At 45.7% G+C, this 21087-nt stretch carries 15 protein-coding genes and 2 pseudogenes; 14 read left to right on the top strand and 3 right to left on the bottom strand.

The window, feature by feature from the left end:
* Window position 1: 1 nt before the first annotated feature.
* From rlmD to AC3EBE_RS06665, 11 genes and pseudogenes are all read left to right on the top strand, one after another.
* The gene (gene rlmD / locus AC3EBE_RS06615; RefSeq protein WP_488594229.1) at window positions 2-1591 is read left to right on the top strand and encodes a 23S rRNA (uracil(1939)-C(5))-methyltransferase RlmD; all 1590 of its coding nucleotides are present in this window, start codon (window positions 2-4) and stop codon (window positions 1589-1591) included.
* A gap of 361 nt (window positions 1592-1952) precedes the next feature.
* A pseudogene (locus AC3EBE_RS06620) lies at window positions 1953-2408 on the top strand (protoglobin family protein); the annotation flags it as partial.
* A 147-nt stretch (window positions 2409-2555) separates the two neighbouring features.
* Window positions 2556-3170: a methyl-accepting chemotaxis protein gene (locus tag AC3EBE_RS06625; RefSeq protein ID WP_488594247.1), complete on the top strand. Its 615-nt coding sequence runs from the start codon at window positions 2556-2558 to the stop codon at window positions 3168-3170.
* 94 nt (window positions 3171-3264) lie between these two features.
* Window positions 3265-3768, top strand: a complete 504-nt coding sequence (locus AC3EBE_RS06630; protein WP_488594230.1) for a ferritin — start codon at window positions 3265-3267, stop codon at window positions 3766-3768.
* A 635-nt stretch (window positions 3769-4403) separates the two neighbouring features.
* Window positions 4404-4781: a hypothetical protein gene (locus AC3EBE_RS06635; protein ID WP_488594231.1), complete on the top strand. Its 378-nt coding sequence runs from the start codon at window positions 4404-4406 to the stop codon at window positions 4779-4781.
* Window positions 4782-4970: 189 nt separating this feature from the next.
* Window positions 4971-7031, top strand: coding sequence for a catalase (locus AC3EBE_RS06640; protein WP_488594248.1), 2061 nt, complete (start codon window positions 4971-4973; stop codon window positions 7029-7031).
* A 205-nt stretch (window positions 7032-7236) separates the two neighbouring features.
* Entirely contained in the window at window positions 7237-7869 is a 633-nt protein-coding gene (locus AC3EBE_RS06645; protein WP_488594232.1) for an NAD(P)H-binding protein, read from the top strand.
* 21 nt (window positions 7870-7890) lie between these two features.
* Window positions 7891-9498 carry an FMN-binding glutamate synthase family protein gene (locus AC3EBE_RS06650; protein WP_488594233.1) on the top strand — a complete coding sequence of 536 codons (1608 nt, stop codon included), beginning with the start codon at window positions 7891-7893 and terminating at the stop codon, window positions 9496-9498.
* Between the two features lie 127 nt (window positions 9499-9625).
* Window positions 9626-10291: an oxidoreductase gene (locus AC3EBE_RS06655; RefSeq protein ID WP_488594234.1), complete on the top strand. Its 666-nt coding sequence runs from the start codon at window positions 9626-9628 to the stop codon at window positions 10289-10291.
* A 6-nt stretch (window positions 10292-10297) separates the two neighbouring features.
* The gene (locus AC3EBE_RS06660; protein WP_488594235.1) at window positions 10298-11401 is read left to right on the top strand and encodes an MBL fold metallo-hydrolase; all 1104 of its coding nucleotides are present in this window, start codon (window positions 10298-10300) and stop codon (window positions 11399-11401) included.
* A gap of 15 nt (window positions 11402-11416) precedes the next feature.
* On the top strand, window positions 11417-11740 hold the full coding sequence (locus AC3EBE_RS06665) for a YnfA family protein (RefSeq protein ID WP_488594236.1): 324 nt from the start codon (window positions 11417-11419) through the stop codon (window positions 11738-11740).
* Between the two features lie 48 nt (window positions 11741-11788).
* Here the strand turns inward: AC3EBE_RS06665 and AC3EBE_RS06670 are convergent, their stop codons facing one another.
* Window positions 11789-12142, bottom strand: coding sequence for a winged helix-turn-helix transcriptional regulator (locus AC3EBE_RS06670; RefSeq protein WP_488594237.1), 354 nt, complete (start codon window positions 12140-12142; stop codon window positions 11789-11791).
* Window positions 12143-12403: 261 nt separating this feature from the next.
* On the opposite strand from AC3EBE_RS06670, the pseudogene AC3EBE_RS06675 reads away from it, so the two are divergent.
* The 3 genes and pseudogenes from AC3EBE_RS06675 to AC3EBE_RS06685 all read left to right on the top strand — a co-directional run bounded on the left by AC3EBE_RS06675 (window position 12404) and on the right by AC3EBE_RS06685 (window position 16966).
* Window positions 12404-13596 (top strand): annotated as a pseudogene (locus AC3EBE_RS06675) (MFS transporter).
* 418 nt (window positions 13597-14014) lie between these two features.
* Window positions 14015-14716: a hypothetical protein gene (locus AC3EBE_RS06680; protein WP_488594238.1), complete on the top strand. Its 702-nt coding sequence runs from the start codon at window positions 14015-14017 to the stop codon at window positions 14714-14716.
* Window positions 14717-14944: 228 nt separating this feature from the next.
* Complete coding sequence (locus AC3EBE_RS06685; RefSeq protein ID WP_488594239.1) at window positions 14945-16966, top strand: phospholipase D-like domain-containing protein; 2022 nt, start codon at window positions 14945-14947, stop codon at window positions 16964-16966.
* 81 nt (window positions 16967-17047) lie between these two features.
* Here the strand turns inward: AC3EBE_RS06685 and AC3EBE_RS06690 are convergent, their stop codons facing one another.
* Both AC3EBE_RS06690 and AC3EBE_RS06695 read right to left on the bottom strand, forming a co-directional pair.
* Complete coding sequence (locus tag AC3EBE_RS06690) at window positions 17048-17572, bottom strand: hypothetical protein (protein ID WP_488594240.1); 525 nt, start codon at window positions 17570-17572, stop codon at window positions 17048-17050.
* 132 nt (window positions 17573-17704) lie between these two features.
* The gene (locus AC3EBE_RS06695; RefSeq protein ID WP_488594241.1) at window positions 17705-20764 is read right to left on the bottom strand and encodes an efflux RND transporter permease subunit; all 3060 of its coding nucleotides are present in this window, start codon (window positions 20762-20764) and stop codon (window positions 17705-17707) included.
* Window positions 20765-21087 lie beyond the last annotated feature (323 nt).

Genomic DNA, 21087 nt, shown 5'->3' on the forward strand with positions numbered 1-21087 from the left:
TATGAAAAAAGAGTATCAGAAGAAAGATAGCAGTAAAAAGGAATTTGCCAAAAAAGACGGCAGCAAGCGAGATTTTACAAGAAAAGATGGTGTTAAAAAGGATTTTGCAAAAAAAGATAGTGAAAGACAAGGATTTGCAAGCAAAGATGGAGAAAAAAGGGATTTTGCAAAAAAAGATTTTACAAAAAAGCATGCAGCAAAACGAGATTTAGCCAATAAAGAGGATGTAGTCAAAATCGAGCTGAAGCAGACGTTCCCGCTGACGATCAAGCGTATTGGCATCAACGGGGAGGGTGTAGGCTATTTCAAGCGTCAGGTCGTGTTTGTACCCGGTGCGCTGCCAGGCGAGGAAGTGGTCGTAGAGGCTACCAAGGTCCATCCAAAGTTCGCTGAAGCAAAAATCAAGAAAATCCGCAAGCAATCGGAGCATAGAGTACGGCCGCTTTGCCCGGTTTATGATCAGTGCGGCGGCTGCCAGCTGCAGCATCTTCACTATGGCCAGCAGCTCAATGAGAAGCGCGATATCGTCATTCAGGCGCTGGAGCGCCATACCAGACTAAAGATTGATGAGCTGGAGATCAGGCCGACAATTGGAATGGAAAATCCCTGGGGCTACCGGAACAAAAGCCAGTTCCAGGTTGGTGAGAAGGAAGGCAAGGTTCTTGCTGGCTTGTATGGGCTGAACTCCCACAATCTTATCAACATCGAGCAGTGTGCCGTCCAGCATCCAGCGACCACCAAGGCGACCGAGGTGGTAAAAGGAATCCTCCAGGATTTGAGGATCCCAATCTATAATGAGAAAAAGCATCAGGGGCTGGTTCGGACGATTGTCGCCAGGACTGGTGTCCAGACTGGTGAGCTGCAGATCGTCCTTATCACGACAAAGAAGGAGCTCCCGAAAAAGGAACTCATTATCCAGGAAATCAAGAAGGCTCTGCCAGAGGTCAATTCGATTGTCCAGAACGTCAATGGCGAGAAGACTTCTGTCATTTTCGGCAATGAAACAGCCACCCTGGAAGGAAGCGACTTTATCCAGGAAACACTGGGAGACCTGCAGTTCGAGCTATCGGCACGGACCTTTTTCCAGCTCAACCCTGAGCAGACAGTGAAGTTATATAATGAAGCAAAAGCAGCAGCCAGGCTGACTGGAGAAGAAAAGCTTGTCGATGCTTATTGCGGAGTCGGTACCATCGGTTTGTGGATGGCAGACCAGGCCGGAGAAGTCCGGGGAATGGACGTTATTCCCGAATCGATTGAAGATGCGAAGAAAAACGCAGCAAAACATAGTGTCCAGCACGCCAGGTTCTTTGTCGGCAAGGCCGAGGAGCTTCTGCCTAAATGGCTGAAGGAAGGCTGGCGCCCCGATGTCATCGTTGTCGATCCGCCGCGGACAGGCTGTGACCAGGAATTTTTAAAAACGGTGCTTAAGATCAAGCCGAAAACATTCGTCTATGTATCCTGCAACCCATCCACACTCGCGAAAGATATCCAGGCGCTGAGCCATCAATACAAAGTCGAGCACATCCAGCCAGTAGACATGTTCCCGCATACTTCACAAATTGAGAGTGTTACGAGGCTGGTGCTTAAATAGGGTTTTTCCACAGCTTTTCAACAATGTGGGAATATTGTATATTTTTTCAGAGTTGTACACATGTGAATAAGTTTGTCAAAAAGGAGAAAGTAAATTTTTCTCCTTTTTTGCTTGCCCAGATTTTTCTGTCACAAAATGTTCAATTGTTAAACGTTTACAAATTACCCATCCTTGTATAATTTATTTAAATATTGAAAAGATATTTTATTGCTCAATTCCAGAATGTTAAGGAATTTTTTTTTGCAGCAATATACACATAGCCATAATGGAAATAGGGGGATAATGGGTGATTTTTAAAAAGCCAAAGCAACTAAGAGAAAACTTCAACTTGGAAAATGCCCAAGGCACAATCGCGGTGGAAATGGGCAGTGAGATTGAAAAACAAATTAAGATGATCGATCTTTCGGAAACTGATCTTAAAAGGATCAATTCTATCCAGCCATTCGTGCTCGAGAACATCGATCAGATTGTCGACCAGTTTTATAAAAACCTTGAAATTGAGCCTTCACTGCTGGGCATAATTAATGGCCACAGTTCGATCGATCGTTTAAAAACCACGCTCCGGCGGCATATTACCGAAATGTTTGATGGAGTGGTGGATGCCTCATACATAGAAAAGAGAATTAAAATTGCCCATATCCATGTAAAAATCGGATTGCAGACAAAATGGTATATGAGTGCCTTTCAGGATTTGCTTTTATCCCTGATGGATATTATCCAGGATAAAATCGCACAAAAAGAAGAGTGTATTTTAACAATCAGAGCTGTCACGAAAATATTGAATCTCGAGCAGCAATTAGTTCTGGAAGCTTATGACGCAGAGACCGAAAGGCTGAGGAACGAGGTGGAACGCCAAAAGCAATCAGTCCGCGAAAATATTGCGAGTGCATCCCAAAACCTGGCTGCTGTCTCAGAGGAAACAAATGCTTCCTACCATGAGCTGATTTCACAGTCACGTAAAATCGTGTCGCTGGCAAATAGCGGAAAGGAGCTTTCGCTGCTTGCCCAGGAGCGCGCAGAGAAAGGGAAGGAACAGCTCCAAAAGCAATCGCTCAATATGACGAATATCCACGGTTCCGTTGAGGATATCTCGACGGATGTCAATATATTGCTGAACATTACAAAGCAAATGCAGGATATCGTTGGCATTGTGACTGGGATTGCCGACCAAACGAATCTTCTCTCGCTGAATGCTGCAATCGAAGCTGCAAGGGCAGGAGAAGCTGGACGCGGGTTCGCGATTGTTGCGGACGAGGTGAGAAAATTGTCCGAACAGACAAAGGTGTCAGTCACAAATGTTTCTTCCCTGATCCAGAACACCAATACCCAAGTCGAAGGGCTGACAAAATCGCTAGATAAAATCAAGATTGAAGCGAAAGATGGACATGATAATATGCAGGAAACCGAAATCCACTTCGAACAGATTTTAAAAACGATGGAAGAGACGCTGGAACAAAACGAGCTGATTGGCCAGGAATTGGTCTGCCTAGATGATGTTGTCGGAGAATTGGGAAAAGCGTTTGAAGAAGTCGCTTTCTCAGCTGATCAGCTCACATTGATCACCGAGGATATGAACTAGCAAATTGCTGGTTATTTGAAGAGGAAATAGGTAAAATGCAGGAATGAAGAGTAAAAGTTCCAGACAAGAAATTCAGGTTATGTGGAGGTAATGTATGTTAAGCGAAAAGCTGATTAAAAGCCTAAATGAACAAATGAATTATGAGTTTTATTCGGCGCATGCCTATCTGGCAATGGCAGCTTATTGTTCGGCTGAAAACCTTGATGGCTTCGCAAACTTCTTTTTGGTACAAGCTGAAGAGGAGCGGTTCCATGCAATGAAGTTCTACAATTTCATCAATGATATGGGTGAGCGCGCAACGGTTGAAGGCTTCCATGCCCCTTCAAATGAATTCTCATCAGTCCTTGATGTGTTTGAAAAAGGGCTTGAGCACGAGAAGGAGGTCACTCGCCGCATTTATCAGCTGGCTGATATTGCCCTTGATGAGCGCGAGCATGCAACGATGACCTTCCTGAAGTGGTTCATTGAAGAGCAGGTCGAAGAAGAAGCGATGTTTGACGGCCTGATTCAGAAACTCAGAAGAATCGACCAGGACAGCAACGCCTTCTTCATGCTTGAGAGCGAGCTGGCACAGCGTACGTTCACTGCCCCGGAATAATTTGGAAAGCAGGTCCCCGTCATCTGGGATCTGCTTTTTTATTGTGCTGATAAGGGTCTGCCAAAAGGAAAACTGAGGTATATTGATATTTTCAATTGAAATGAAATGAGAGCACCCTCAAGACAATTCAAACCGATAATTATCTTCCGAATTGTTCTGAGAGCCCGCCACAAGACAATTCGAATCGATTTTTTCCTTCCGAATTGTTCTGAGAGCGCCGCTCAAGACAATTCAAACCGATCTGGGCCTTCCGAATTGTTCTGAGAGGCCGCCTCAAGACAATTCAATCCGATTTTTACCTTCTGTATGGTTCTGAGAGCCCCTCTCAAGACAATTCGAATCGTTTTTTGCCTTTCGAATGGTTCTGAAACACCTGCTCAAGACAAATCAAACCAATTTTTGCCTTCCCAATTGTTCTAACATACCCCCTTAAGACAAATCAAACAGACATAAGCCCTCCGAATTGTTCTGAACCCCAACAGAAGACAAAAACCTTCTAATTTGTAAAAGCAGCCAGATACCTCAGCCACACTGGTGGCTGGGAATTACAACCAAATACGTGGTATTCCTTTAGCAGCCATCCTGAAAGGGTAGTAAAAGATTAACAGAGTTTTTCTAAAGGAGGAATTTTACCTATGAAAAAATTTCTGATTTCGATTGCCGCTGTTGGGATGCTGGCTGGATGCAGCGGTCAGGGTGAGGAGTCAGGACCGCCTGACACAGAAGAAGTGAAAAATGAGCAAGACCCAGTGACTACGGACTATCTGCAGCAGCGTTTTACCAAGGGATTGGATGTTGAAGCCTATGCTGTTGAAATCCAGACTTGGGTTGATAAGGGCCAGGCTGAAATTGTCGGTACGGTAAGGCCAGCTGACCAGAAGCATGTACAGGCAGATATCATCCAGGTATCGAATGGCTTTCTGGCAGTGGCAAATGACGGGAAGGAAATTACTTTTGTAAAACCGTTCGCTTCACCAGAGGATGCAGAGAAGTATATACACGAAAATATGTAAGCAAACCAGGCCCGCTTAACACCGTTTAGCGGGCTTGTCCTTGTGGTATATCTCCATAGAGGGGCATGGGTTAGGTGTGTTTATTGTGGAATCTGCATGAGAAATCTTCTATGGAGCAATTACATACATATGATTGAAGAACATGCTCCCACATCATAAGCGGGAGGAATACGAGTGAAGAAAGACGATATGAATCAGCCTGTGAACGAGAATTCAAAAGACGATCAGCTGGAGCAATTCAGATCCGGACACGATGGCGAAGCGATGACGACTAACCAGGGATTGCGTGTGTCTGAAGACGAGCATTCCTTAAAAGCGGGAGTCCGCGGTCCGACTTTAATGGAGGATTTTCATTTTCGTGAAAAAATGACGCATTTTGACCACGAGCGCATCCCAGAACGCATTGTCCATGCGCGAGGATTTGCTGCTCACGGATACTTCCAGGTTTACGAGCCGATGGCAGAGTTTACGAAAGCAGGTTTTTTACAGGATCCGGGTAAAAAGACGCCGGTTTTTGTGCGCTTTTCAACTGTTGCCGGGTCACGCGGATCTGGAGACACAGTCCGTGATGTCCGCGGTTTCTCGACGAAATTTTATACAGAGGAAGGCAATTATGATCTGGTCGGCAATAATATTCCGGTCTTTTTCATCCAGGATGCGATCAAGTTCCCAGACTTGATCCATGCGGTCAAGCCGGAGCCTCATAATGAAATACCGCAGGCGCAATCGGCGCATGACACGTTCTGGGATTTTATTGCAAATAATACTGAATCTGCGCATATGATCATGTGGCATATTTCTGACAGGGCGATTCCAAGGAGCTTCCGGATGATGGAAGGATTTGGCGTCCATACCTTCAGGTTTGTCAATGAGCAGGGCAAGGCGCGTTTTGTGAAATTCCATTGGAAACCGGTACTTGGTGTCCATTCCCTTGTTTGGGATGAAGCGCAAAAGCTGGCTGGGAAGGATCCGGATTTCCACCGCCGCGACCTTTTTGAAGCAATCGAGATGGGCAATTTCCCAGAGTACGAACTCGGAGTTCAGATGATTGATGAAACAGATGAGTTCAAGTTTGACTTCGATGTTCTTGACCCTACAAAAATATGGCCCGAAGAGATCGTACCGGTGAAGATTATTGGAAAAATGACCTTGAACCAGAATGTGACGAATTATTTTGCCGAAACAGAACAGGTGGCATTCCATCCTGGCCATGTTGTGCCTGGGATTGATTTTTCAAATGATCCGCTGCTGCAGGGACGTTTGTTCTCCTATACAGATACGCAGCTTTCACGTTTAGGCGGGCCTAATTTCCACGAGATTCCGATCAACAGGCCGGTGTGCCCGTTCCATAATAATCAGCGAGATGGCATGCATCGCATGACGATTGATCGCGGGCAGGTCGCTTACCATAAAAACTCGCTTCAGGGCAATGATCCAAAGCCTGCGCCTGCAAGCGAAGGCGGTTATGAGCACTACCAGGAAAAAGTGGAAGGCAGGAAGGTTCGTGAACGCAGCGACAGCTTCAAGGACCACTATTCACAGGCGATTCTTTTCTGGAACAGCATGTCTGATGTAGAGAAACAGCATATGATTGAAGCGTTCAGCTTCGAGCTTGGAAAAGTGAAGAGCAAGGATGTCCAGCAGCAAGTGGTTGAAATGCTTGGCAATATTGATACGCTCCTCGCAGGGCAGGTTGCCGATAATCTTGGTGTTAATAAACCATCTACGAAACCAATGGATGTTACTCTATCTTCACCAGCATTGAGCCAATTGAATACGTCAAAACTGCCGAATACCCGCAAGGTTGGCGTTCTTGCTGATAACGGCTTCAATGGCGCTGAGCTGTCCAGTTTGCTGGAAATGCTGAAGAAAAGCGGCATCACAGCAGAAATCATCAGCAAAAAGCTGGGCATGATCAAGGGTGATGATGGTACGGAGCTCGAAGTCATGCAGACCTTCCTGACAAGCAGTTCAGTTTTGTATGACGCTTTATATATCGCAGGCGGCCAGCAAAGTGTCGATGGTCTGAAGGAGAAAAAGGAAGCTGTATACTTTGTTGATGAAGCGTTCAGCCACTTTAAAGCAGTGGGAGCAGGGAAAGAGGCTGCAGAAATCCTGGCAGCTGCCGGAATCGGTGTTGAAGGTGCACCTGGCGTAGTCGTATTTGAAAGCGACAAGGAAGTCACTAGCGACAGCCAGAAATTCATAAAAGCCATCGCTGAACACCGCCATTGGAACCGAATGGTATAAGCAGCGGAACAGAACTGCAAGCAAAAGCAAATATCATTCTGAATACCAAAAAAAGCCAAAGAGAGAGAAACAGAGCCATCTGTTTCTCTCTTTTCAAAATTTAACACTTTAAAGCGCCGGGGGTCAGACCCCCAGCACTGCAACGCGTCAGCGCACCGGGGGTGTGACCCCCGGCGCGGTGATGTGCTAAAGGGAGGTTTTGTTTATGAAGGTGATTGTGTTTGGGGCGCATAGTGCTGTTGGTGAGTTTGTTGTGAGCAAGCTTCGGGAGAATCGGCATGTCTCCTGTGCGGTGGTGGGGAATGCCAACCAGATGGAGCTGCTGGAGAAGCGGGGGGCAGATCAGGTGGCTGTATACGAAGAGCATTCCCTCCGGAGCCTGTTCCAGGGCTATGATGTGGCGATTTTCCTGACGGGCATCAGCCCGAAAGCGCAGACAGGCCGAACGGTGATGGTCGACCATCAATCTGTCATAGAGACCGTGAAGGAAGCTGAGAGGCAGGGAGTGAGGCGGTTTGTGATGATGAGCCCGATCAGCGCCAACGAGGCGGTTGGGGATGAAAGCCGCGAAATCGCGGCGAAGGAAATGCCGGATGAGTTTCTAAGGCAGTCGGGGCTGACATATACTGTTGTGCAGCCAGGTAAGCTGAACGATAAGCCGGGTGATGGCAAAATCTCTGCGGCAATTACTCTTGCATCTGGCAATCTTGAAATCTCAAAGGAAGACTTGGCAGAGGTGCTGGTCAAATCACTGGAATCCGAGAATACCTTCAATAAAACATTTGAAGTCAGTGAAGGAGGCACAATGATTGAAAAAGCACTGACTTCGCTGCAATAACCTATCGAAAGGAGGATTTCGATGAGTTTAACAGATTATCTTGTGATCGCATTGTTTGTCTTCATTGCGTTCATCATCATTGTTCCGATCCTGCTATTTATCTACTCATATATCAAAGACGACAGGCAGAAGCAGCACTCGATCCTGAGGAATTTCCCGGTGATCGGGAAGGTCCGCTATTTTACCGAACATATCGGTCCGGAAATGAGGCAGTATTTATTCAATGCCGACAACGAAGGCAAGCCATTTTCGCGCAAGGAATATCAGGATGTCGTCAAAGCCGGGAAGTACAAGGAGAGGCTGATCGGCTTCGGTTCGCTTCGGGATTTCGACGCGGAAGGCTTTTATATCCGGAACACGCTCTTTCCAAAGCTGACCGATGAAATGAAGGTCGACAACGCGGATAAAATAAAAACAAGAGTGTACAAGATTGATAATGAATCTCTTTTTTCCCGCAAAGAGCATAGCGAGGAAAAATTGGTAGATCCCTATTATTTGCGAGATGAAGATGCGGTCGTGCTCGGAGAAAAGACCTGCCGCCACCCATTCAGGGTAAAAGGACAGGTGGGCCAATCGGCAATGAGCTATGGCGCCCTTGGCGAGAGAGCGATCCAGGCGTTGTCAAAAGGTCTCGGCCATGCAGGCGGAACATGGATGAATACAGGCGAGGGCGGCCTTTCAGACCACCATTTATCCGGAAATCCGGACATCATCATGCAGATTGGTCCCGACCTATTCGGTGTCCGTAAGCCAAGCGGCGAATTTTCCTGGGAAGAATTCAAGCGCAAAAGCGAGCTGCCCCAGATAAAAGCATTTGAACTCAAGCTTGCGCAGGGAGCCAAGACACGCGGCGGGCATGTCGAAGGAGAAAAGGTCACCGAGGAAATCGCCAAAATCCGTCTCGTAGAGGTCGGGAAGACAATCAACAGCCCTAACCGTTTCTATGAATTCAGCGATGTCCCTTCCCTTTTTGATTTTATCGAACAGCTCCGCGATGTTGGCGGCAAGCCAGTCGGTATGAAAATTGTCGTCGGGGACCTCGATGCAATTGAAAACATGATTTCCTATATGAAGGAAAGCGGCAAGGGCCCTGATTTTATCACGGTTGACGGCGGAGAAGGCGGGACTGGCGCAACCTATCAGGAGCTGGCTGATACAGTGGGGCTGCCGATCCATTCAGCGCTGCCGATTGTCGATGAAATGCTCAAGCATTACGGAATCAGGGACATGGTTAAGCTGATCGCCTCAGGCAAGCTTATCACTCCTGATAAAATTGCGATTGCACTCGCCATGGGTGCAGACCTCGTCAATATCGCCCGCGGGCTGATGATCAGTGTCGGCTGCATCATGGCTCAGGTCTGCCACACGAATAAATGCCCCGCAGGTGTTGCGACAACCGATAAAAAGCTTCAGGACGGGTTGATTGTCGATGAAAAATTTTACAGGGTCTGCAATTACATCATTTCACTCAGAGAAGGGCTTTATAATCTCGCAGCCGCGGCAGGCATCGATAACCCGACTCAATTTGAGCGCAAGCATATCGTCCATAAAGACCGATTGGGCAGAATATCGCCGGTCGAAGATATCGTGCATGCTGCGCGCAGAGCCCAGCTGCAGAAGGAAGGTTAAAAAACGTGCCTGGTTCCTATTAGGAATCAGGCATTTATTTTGTCTCTGCAAAGTATCGGTGAAATTTTACCTGATTCACACTATTGTGGAATAATAGAATCAAGTTAGCTTACAGGGGGTTATCGATTTGGCGGGAAAAACAGCCTTGATTGCCGGTGCCACAGGCCTGGTTGGGAATGAATTGCTTCAGTTCCTTTTAACTGGAGACGAATATGAGAAGGTTATTGCGATCGTAAGAAGGCCGCTTGATAAAAAGCATCCAAAGCTGGAAGAAAAGATTGTTAACTTTGACAGGCTTGGTGAAGAAAATCCAGCGATTTTTGCGGTTGATGATGTTTTTTGCTGTCTGGGGACGACGATAAAAAAAGCGAAAACAAAAGAAGCGATGTGGAAAATCGATGTTGAGTATCCATTGGAGATTGCCAGGCTGGCAAGTTCAATGGGAGCAAAGAAATACTTGCTGATCAGCTCGATGAATGCCGATCATAATTCACCAATTTTTTATTCGAAAATGAAGGGGAAATTAGAGGAGGAAATCAAACGCGTTCCTTTTGAAACACTGGCCATCTTCAGGCCATCGCTGCTTCTTGGCGATCGCCAGGAATTCAGGCTCGGCGAGAGAATCGCAGCAGCGGTATACACTAAGGTGCCGTTCCTTTTCTCTGGGCCGCTAAAAAAATATAAAGCGATCGAGGGCAAAACCGTTGCTTCCGCAATGTATAGGACGGCACAGCTGAACAAACCAGGGGCTTCAACTTATGAATCAGAAACAATCCAGGAATTGGGGAGTTAAAATAAAATGATTAAGCTTTTTTTCACGATTGCAATCCTGTTCGTGCTTATCTATGCTGTTCTCAATTACTATCCTCCCTTTGGCGGCCGGTCCACAAAGGAGAAACGGGCGGAATACAGCAAATCACCACAGTACCGGAATGGGAAATTCCATAATCAAATCCATACCGCATGGGATACAAGCTTAAGCTCAATGATGTCGATGATGAAAGATTTTGCAAAAGGAAACCCCGAAAGAAGGCCGAAATCGCCAATTACAATGGCGGAGTTTAAGGCCGGCCAGATCAAGGGCAGCAGCAATGCTAAAATCACCTGGTTTGGGCACTCGGCATTTCTTTTGGAAATCGAAGGGAAGTCCATTTTATTCGATCCGATGTTCGGGAAAGCGCCGACACCTTTCCCTTTCCGGAACCAGCGCTACAGCGGCAAGCTTCCCTTCACAATCGAGGATCTGCCCGTGATCGATGCGGTATTCCTTACGCATGATCATTATGATCATCTGGATTACGGCACAATCATGAAGCTCAAGGGGAAAGTGAATCAGTTCTTTGTGCCCCGTGGTGTCGGCAGCCATCTGGAGCGCTGGGGCATATCACCAGACAGCATCAGCGAGCATGATTGGTGGCAGGAATTTGAGTTTGAAGGGCTGCAATTTGCCTGCACGCCTGCGCGGCATTTTTCAGGCAGAGGGCTGACAGACAGAAACTCAACCCTATGGTGTTCCTGGGTCATCATTGGCCAGGAAACGAGAATCTTCTTTAGCGGCGATGGCGGCTATGGTCCTCATTTTAAGGAAATTGGCAAGAAGTTCGGGCCTTTTGACCTGACCTTGATGGAGTGCGGTCAGTACGATGCGCGCTGGGCCGCCATCCATATGCTGCCGGAAGAAACCGTCCAGGCCCATGTTGATGTAAAAGGAAAAGTCCTGATTCCTGTGCATTGGGGTGCCTTTACCCTGTCGCTGCATGCCTGGCATGATCCTGTTGAAAGGGCAGTAAGGGCAGCACAAAAGGCGGGAGTCAGCATCGCAACACCGCGCATTGGTGAAACAGTATCATTAGGCGAAGGGGAATATCCCGCCACGCCTTGGTGGAAACATGCTGAGCAGTGATCGGAGGAAGCATCGATGTATGCAATTCTTTTATTTATCATAGCTGGACTCGCAGAAATCGGCGGAGGCTACCTTGTCTGGCTGTGGCTTCGGGAAGGTAAGCCATATTGGTACGGTTTGCTTGGCAGTGGAATCCTGGTTCTTTATGGCATCATTCCTACCCTGCAAAACTTCCCTTCTTTTGGAAGAGTTTATGCTGCCTATGGGGGCGTATTCATCATCCTGTCTGTCCTCTGGGGCTGGGGAGTGGATAAAAAAGCACCCGACATGTATGACTGGGCTGGTGCGGCGATTTGTATCATCGGAGTTTCGATTATGCTTTGGGCACCAAGGAATTAGCCTGGGAAAAATCAAAAAAAGCCATGTGAGCAATTACATGGCTTTTCGCTATTCTATCGCCTTTGGCTGGATCAATACATTTTCTTTATCATAATTCTTTTCAATATGCTGCTCACCCCAGGCACAAAGGGAATCCAGGATTCCTTTCAGCGACCAGCCATATTCCGTCAAGGAGTACTCCACTTTTGGCGGAACCTGGTTGTATACCTCACGCAAAATCACATTATCCTCTTCAAGCTCACGCAATTGCTGTGTGAGCATTTTTTGAGTGATTCCAGGCATCAGCTTTTTCAGCTCATTCGTGCGTTTTTTCCCCTCGATCAAATGGCAAAGGATGACGACCTTCCATTTGCCCCCGATTACTTCGAGTGCAGCTTCTACGGGGATATTGTATTTTTTCATGGCGGCGCATGCCTCCTTATTTCTTATGATGAAAAATTAAAAATAACCTTTTGTTAGGCCTATTATACAGCTGGGTGACCCAAAGGTGTATAGGGTACTTTTTAGTGCCTATATACCCTGCAGGTGCCTGCGGTACTTTAAAGTGCGTACTTCTCAATGGTCTGAGTATGCTTCATAATGACATTCATGCTGGCATGGTGAAAGGCGCCTTCACCGCCATCAGGAAAAAATTACAATTCATCATTGGGAGGATTGCTTCAAATGAATTCATATATACAACAAAGAAAAAGTAAAGGCGGAAATTTATCACTTTTAGCCCTGGCAATCAGCGCATTTGGGATTGGGACGACAGAATTTGTGCCGGTTGGATTGCTTTCCACGATTGCGGATGATTTAAATATTTCAATCACGCTCGCCGGATTACTGATTTCCGGCTATGCGATGGGCGTGGCCTTTGGCGCGCCGATACTAACAGCATTAACCAATAAAATGAGCCGTAAAACACTTTTGATGGCATTAATGGTTGTTTTTATCGCGGGCAATTCAATTGCCGCAGTATCGACAAGCTTCAGTTTGCTTTTAATAGCCAGAGTCATCACCGCTTTTTCACATGGTGTATTCTTTTCCATCGGTTCAACAATCGCGGCTGACCTTGTACCTGAGGATAAAAGGGCGAGTGCGATCGCCTTCATGTTCACAGGATTGACAGTCGCGACAGTAACGGGTGTGCCGCTTGGAACATTCATCGGCCAGATGTTCGGCTGGAGAGCGACTTTTGCCGGAGTGGCCCTGTTAGGTATAGTCGGAATTATCGCAAGTGCTCTTCTTATTCCGAAAAATATCAAGGATGCTCCGCCATCAAAGCTGAGCGACCAATTAAAGATTCTGGGCAACGGTCCATTATTGTTAGCCTTCGCGATTACAGCATTGGGTTATGGAGGAACATTCGTTGCCTTCACGTATTTAACGCCGATTCTTCAGGATATAACAGGCTTCACGCCGAAAGTCGTCAGCATCATTCTATTGGTCTACGGAATTGCTGTAGCGATCGGAAACTCAATCGGGGGGAAAGCGGCTAATAAAAATCCATTGAAGGCTTTGCTGTGGATGTTCATTGTCCAGGCAATCATACTAATGGTTCTTACTTTTACCGCTCCATTTAAAATTGTCGGAGTGCTGACGATCTTCCTGCTCGGAATGTTCGCATTCATGAATGTACCAGGTTTGCAGGTGCTTGTCGTAAAACTGGCCGAACGCTACGTCCCGGCAGCTGTCAATGTAGCATCAGCGCTGAATATTGCGGCCTTTAACCTTGGTATCGCAATCGGAGCATTTGTCGGCGCATCATCGTCGATACAATCGGGCTCATCCACACGCCATGGATTGGCGGCGTGATGGTAATCGGCGCTGTTCTATTAACCATGTGGAGCATGAGGATTGAAAACAGGAGATAATACTATTGACGATGGCTGCCCTAATGCTGGGCAGTCATCTTTTTTGTGGTGCTCGGCGAAAGTGGAATGTTATCTGCGAATATATCAGCGAAAAAGGGAAATAGTCGGTGAAATATTCCTGGATTTCAGCGTAAAAAAAGGATATAGCCGGCGAAAAATTAGGTAGTACCAACGAAAAAAGGATAATAGCCAGCGAAATATTCATAGATTTCCCCGAGTAAAAATATATATCGACGAAAACGTGCGGGATATCGACGAAAAAAAGAATAATATCGACGAAAATGGACCGGATATCGACGAAAAAATAAATATATCGACGAACTGGAAAAAATCAAAGTTTTTTCCCAACTTTGCTGCTATATCCGGGAGGAGTATCTTCCATTAAACTGGAATATAGTAGCGAGGGAGATGATCATGGATGCCGAAACTAAGTCAACTAGCAATCTTGCTGATTGTTATTTTAACAACCACAGCATGTACTCCATTTTCTGACGGCTGTCCAGATGCGGAAATCAAATGGTTGGATGTGGTCAAGTTAAATGATCTAGAATACCAGCATGATTTTGTAGAAGAACCTGAAGGATTTACAGCTGAAAAAGGGAAGAAAATAGGGGAAGTCTCCTATAAAATGGCTGACAATGCCTGCAGCAACTACAAAATGGAAAATGGGGACGCTGCTTTTTTAAGCAAAGGAACGGATCTATTTGAAGTGAAGGGTTACCCGTCTTCCCTCATGATCACTGATGGCAACAGAGTTTATATCGTTGACGAAAATAATGCGGCAAAAAAAGTTGAAGAGCTTTATCCTGTTGAAGGAAAGGTCAAAAATGTACTGTTCAGGAGTACAAATGATGACTCAATCATCCATACCTTTTCTGAAGAGTCAAAGAGTGAATTTTTAAAAGAATGGCTGTCTTTGGATGTTTATGGGCCAGAGAAGTTTGCAAAAGTTGATACAACAGAGGAAGAAATGGTTTTTATAGGAATCGAGCTAGAGAACGGAGTGATATTCCGGGTTACTTATTGGTCAGATCAAAACTTCTTTTCGGACGGTACAAAGGGCTCCGACGCGCTTCAGAAATTAGTCAAAGAAGAGCTTTCAAAAGTAAAAGATATGTAAACAAAAAACGATTCTCAGAAAATGAGAGTCGTTTTTTTACGTATTCAGCGAATCAAATTGGTATCCCGTTGCCAGCTTGCTGGGTAATTTGTTTCTGTTGGGAAAATTCCATCAGCTTTAAACCGAGACAATGTATTCATTTTTCGCAAAATTTACATTTTCATCATATTTCGACAACTTTTTTACATTATGATTATTTTGGATTTATATTTGAGGAGGTAGTCAAAGTTGAAGAAATTGATTTCTGTTTTACCAGCATTCATTCTTATGTTTTCAACTCTTTACCCGTCATTCATGACCAGTGCCCCGACAGTCGATGCGGCTGAGAATCCCAATGTGGTGATCAGTGAAGTTGCCTGGATGGGGACGAACAAAAGCTACAGCGATGAGTGGATTGAGCTTTACAACAATTCCGGCACTGATGTCGCCCTCAACGGCTGGCAGCTTAATGCGGCAGACGGTGCCCCTGCAATTACACTCACAGGTACCATCCCGGCTAACGGATATTTTTTACTCGAAAAGACTGATGATCAATCTGTATCCAATATTCCCGCGGACCAGATTTACAGCGGCTCGCTTGGTAACACGGCGGAGCATTTAAAGCTGACTGACGCCAGCGGCGCGGTAATTGATGAAGTCGATACATGGTATGCCGGTGACAATACCACAAAAGCAACGATGGAACGGATTGATCCGAATGTTTCCGGAATGGACTCAACGAACTGGGCGACCGCGAATGCAAGCTATGCGGACGGGCTTGGGACGCCGAAGGCATTCAACTCAACTGGAACAGATGGCAGCGGTTCGGTTGAAGATCCTGGCGGCGGGACCGAAACACCTCCCCCAGCAAATAATGTCTGTGATGACCGGACACAGCGAATCAATAACGTGTCTGAAGCCGAAGGCGCGATGAATGTTTATTTTAACAAATGTGCCTTTCCTCAATATGCTTCAGCCGGAAATGAAGCGAACTACAATGTGAATTTTGAAGATATATTAATCAAGCGGCTGAACTCAGCGACAAAGAGCATTGATTTTGCGACATATGAAATCAATCTGCCGCGTGTGGTGGATACGCTGATCCAAAAAGCGGCTCAGGGTGTAGACGTCCGGGTCATTGCCGATTCCAAGGATGCCGCAGACCCGCATTATGCAGAACGCTTTGAAACGATGCGCCTTCATCTGGAAAAAATGAAACGCGGCCAGGATATGAAATTAGGAACAGCAGATGACATAGTCATATTCTCAGACTCTCCAATGTTTGCGGTTGAAGACAGCACGAAAAGGACAAGTCTAGGCCTGCCGGCAAGTGCTTCAGATATCCAGCAGGTGACTGTTACGGTCGGAACAACTGCTGAAACCGGAAGGCTATTTGTCGATGCAGAAGCAAAAGCAGCAGGAAGCTATTACGGACCTGGAAACCAGATGCACAATAAATTCGCGATCATTGATGACCGCTGGGTATTCACTGGTACATGGAATTTTACCGTGACTGGCTTGTATGGATCTGACGAAAATATGCAGCAGGGCATCCTTGATGGCAACCAGAATCAAATCGTCGAGATTAACTGGCCGCAGCTTGCGGGGATTTACGAAACAGAATTCAATGAGATGTGGGGAAGCAGCGCGCTGAACCCTGACCCAGTGGTATCAAACTTCAGCAGCCGAAAAACTGACAACACTACACATATGATTGATATTAATGGCAAGAAGGTTGAGATTTATTTTTCAGCGGGAGATAACGCAGTTGGCAAAATGGCAGATCTGATCCGCAACGATGCTCAATTTAATACATACTTCTCGATTTTTGCCTGGAGCGATCAGGCAATTGCCGATGAGCTGAAAAATAAATGGGAGGGGTCCTACAATGACATGGAAGGAACGCTTACTGGCTTTGATGTAAAAGGCTTGTTCGACTCCGATTTCTGGAATCAGTGGTGGTCGGCGAGTGTCGATATGACAGGCAGGACCGCTTCACAGACAAGCGTGAACAATCCAAATACGCGCTGGAACAATCCTGCTCCTGTGTACGCTGATGCGGAGGTGCGCAAGCTGCACAGCAAGACGATGCTGATCGACGCTGATACTAACAGCGACCCGACAGTCATCGTCGGTTCAACCAACTGGAGCAACAACGGCAACAGCGTCAACGACGAAAATATGCTGATCATCCATGATTCAGCCATCACCAATCAGTTTGTGCAGGAGTTCAATGCTCGATATGTACAGGCTGGAGGAACCATTCAATAATGATAAAAAGTGCCTGGAAATCCAGGCACTTTTTTCATCCAATCTAGCAGTGGGAATATTGCCGCGCACTGGACCAAATTATTAATTCAGCGGAATCTTCGTCTCTGTTTTGCTCTCAACTATCACCATATTTTCAATAGCACTGGACATCTCTTTATCAATTTCGACTGCAAATGTCCTCGGTGTTGCATCAGCGGTACAGGCACCATCTGGAATCGATAACTGAACTGCAATCGTTTTGTTATCTGTGCTTACTTTAATTTCGTCTACCTCAAAAGGGCAGGTCCCGGACTCCTGAACGCCAATGAAAATGATATCCTTCTTGTTAAAATCCACATCAGGCTTCTTGCTTTTAAATTCAAATAGGTCCCATGTTTCTGCAAATTCAGAGGAGTTTACTACTTTTCTTACTAAATATTGATAAGAAGGCGATGTGTCCCTTTTGTAGGCCAAGTCGTTAAAATCGGCAGGCAAAGTTTTTTCGCTGGCGATCAGGTTGAATTTTATGTGAGTTTCATCAACAGTTTCCTCTTTGTTGCAGCTGAATAAAAATAATAGCGATAACAATAAAACAAAAGGCATTATGAATTTAAAGTTTTTCATCACCTTTTCGCCCCCCCTTCTAAATGAATTAGACGGCAAAGGAAGATTAAAGTTTCTGATTTTCGAAGGAAACCATTTTCATTTAGCAAAAAAAAAAGCAAAGCGACATTAGCCGCTTTGCCTTTCGTACACTTCTTAGGTCAATGCCTCTGGTACAGGAGTTGCTGCGCCATTGTTTTTCTTCGCTCTTTTCCTTAACCAGCTGCGTTTCACGCTGCTTCTTGTGAAGATGCGGTAGACGGCTGGGATGAGCAGAAGGGTGATGAGGGTGGCAAAGCTTAATCCGGCGATGATCGCTGTGGCCATTGGTGCCTGGTAATTCCCAGAACCGCCTGTAGCCAATGCCAGCGGCAGCATGCCGCCAACTGTTGTCAATGTGGTCATCAGAATTGGGCGAATCCGGTTTTTGCCTGCCTCCAAGAGTGCTTCCTCCACGCTGTAACCTTCCCTGCGAAGCTGGTTCGTCCGGTCAATCAATAAAATCGCGTTATTCAGGACAATACCGATGAGCATGATGATTCCCATTCCTGACATGACGCTCAGTTCACGCTGAGTCAGGAATAATCCGAGGATGACTCCAACGATGGTCATAGGAATCACCGACATGACAATCAGCGGGTGTCCAAAATGATTGAACTGTACCGCCATCACTAAATAAACAAGGAAGATGGAAATGGCTAAAATCAAAATCATTTCCTGGATCAATTCCTGTTGTGCTTCAAGGTCACCAGCAGGAGCGATGCTGTAGCCAGCCGGAACATCATAGCGGTCCATCAGCTTCTGGACTTCGCGGTTGACCGCACCAAGGTCTTTGCCTTCAATATCAGCTGAGATCGAAACATAGCGTTCACCATCTCGATGTGAGATTTGGTTTGGATTTTCTTCGCTTTGCAGCGATATAAAGGTGGAAAGCTTTTTCTCTCCAGCTGGAGTAGGCACCATCAAATCCATCAGCGATGCATTTGAGGCTGTCTTTTCATCCCATTTAACAGTCAATGGAACATTTTCTTCTTCAATGACCAATTCACCTAAAGGCATTTGCAAAAAGGCCTGCTCAATGTACTGCTTGATTTGAAGCTGGGATAATCCTGCTTTTTCAATTTCAGCTTCATTTAATTGCACAACCTGCTCAACAGAGGTACGCTCAATTGAATTTTCGACTGCAATAATTCCATCTATTTTTTCAAGCTCGTTAATAAAGCCTTTGGAAATCGATTGCAGTTTTCCGAAGTCCTCACCGGAAATATTCACCTGGACAGGATAGCCTCCGCCAGATGACATGGCTGACTGGACGCTCTTGATCGGCAGCTTTTCCTCAAGGCTCCGCAATGCTTTAAAAATCTCATCGTTCACGTCTTTTTGATCCAGTGTTATATCGTCGCCCTTGGTCATGTTAATAATCGTGTACATCATATTCCCATTATCCATGACATAATTCGTCTCGACATCTGTCACTGCTTCAAGCGATTTGTTGATTTCTGAAACGATTTCCTCTTTGTCTTCAATCGTTAGGCCGTCCTCGAGATTAATCATAATTTCAGCATAACGGTTCATCATATCCGGCATAATCGTCATCGGGATTTTAGTGACAAGCAGCAGTGAACCGGCGAACATCAGGAAAAATAATCCGATGACTGCAAAGCTGTAACGCTTCTTCTTTATAGTCCAGGAGACCGCATTGCTGTAAGCACGGAGCAGCGGGCCATCTTTCTTTGCTTCTTCCTTCTTCTTCAGCTTAAGGAATTTCTCAGATAATGAAGGAATCAGGGTGAACGCAACAATCACCGAACTGATCAAGGTAATTGCGACTACTGCAGAAAGCATGATCATGAAGCTGCCCATTTCTCCGCCAAGCAAACCAATCGGCACAAATACGACGATTGTGGTCAGCATTGAAGCAATGACAGCTGCTGCAACATCTTTTGTCCCTTCAATAACTGCATCGAAATTAGCTAAGCCGCTTTCTTTTTTGCGATAAATCGACTCGAGGATAACGATCGATGAGTCAACCATCATCCCGATTCCAAGCCCCAGGCCGATCAGGGTTAAAATATTGAAGCTGTAACCGAACATCCACATCGCTGCAAAAGTAAGCAGTACCGATGTTGGAATCGACAAACCTACAATCACCGTAGCACGGATATTTTTCAAGAACAGCAGAAGGACAGCAATGGCAATCGCTCCTCCTATAAGGATATTGCTTGTGACTCCGTCAATTGATTCCTTGACATAATCAGCTTGAGCGACCATTTCATTCAGCTCAAGGCCTTTTACCAGATCCTCATCACGAATCTTCTTGATTTCCTTGCGTACAGCTTCGGCCATTTCAATCTGGGTGGCATCAGACGTACGGCCAATCTGGACAAAGATGAAATCTTTCGTGCCATTCTTCCATACAGCAGAAGTGCTTTCCGATGGTTTTAATGTAACATTTGCAATGTCAGCCAGTTTGATAAAACCTTCCGCGGAAGGGATTTTGAGCTCACGGACATCTTCAACGGATTCAAGCTTCGTATTCCACCTCAGAGACGGTGAATTGTTATCATCACTAAGCTGGCCAATCGTCGCCTCTGTATTGACCTGCTGGATGGCACCGATGACTTGCTGGACATCCAGACCTTTTTTCACAATCTCATCACGCTTCAAATCAATTGAGACTTCATGTTCAGCAAGACCTGAAATGGAAACATCGCGGACTTCAGGCAATTCCTCTAATCTCGGCTCTAATACGTCCTTGGCAAAAGCCGTCATTTTCTCCATGTCGGTGCCAGATACATCCATGAAAAATTCATAGCTCTGGCTGGTGCCATACTGGCCCGTTACTACATCCTTCACACCTGAAAGGTCGTCAGTCGCAGAATTTACAAGTGATTCTGCTTCCTTGAATACTTCCTCACCCTGGCCGCGCTCGATCGCGATTTGAATGGAGCTGCGGCCAATGCTGCTGGCTGATTCGATATCTTCAATCCCGTCAATATTAAGTAATTTTTTCTCCAGCGGGGTGGTTATGGTCCGTTCAACTTCAATTGCAGGCATTTCACCAGCATTGATTTCAACATAGGCTCCGTCCATTTGCATGGCTGGCAGCAGTTCTTTATCCAGCTTTAAAACTGCAAAGCTGCCAATCAATAAAACTAACACAACCATTAAACTGATCAAGATTTTTCTTTGTACAATAAACTTTAAGAATCCCATAAAATCCTCCTGAAATTATTGTGGAATAGGAATGTAAAAATTTTCTATTTCATGCACCCGAAGACAGATTATACACATAATGATAGGTGAAAATAACTATAAATTTGTTAATTTATAATTAATTTTGCATATGTAAACCTCTGATGGTCATTTTCGCATACATAAAATATGGCTTGCACATCCCTTAAGGCTGTTTCCAGTTTATCCCTAAAAAGGAAGAATCATAATGAGCCAGAGACAGATTTTTATATAAGACTTAAGGCTTAGAAGGGATAGGCTCCTGAAAGGAGAATATGTTAAGTTCGAAAATAAATAAGAGGTGA

This window comes from Mesobacillus sp. (assembly GCF_057785455.1).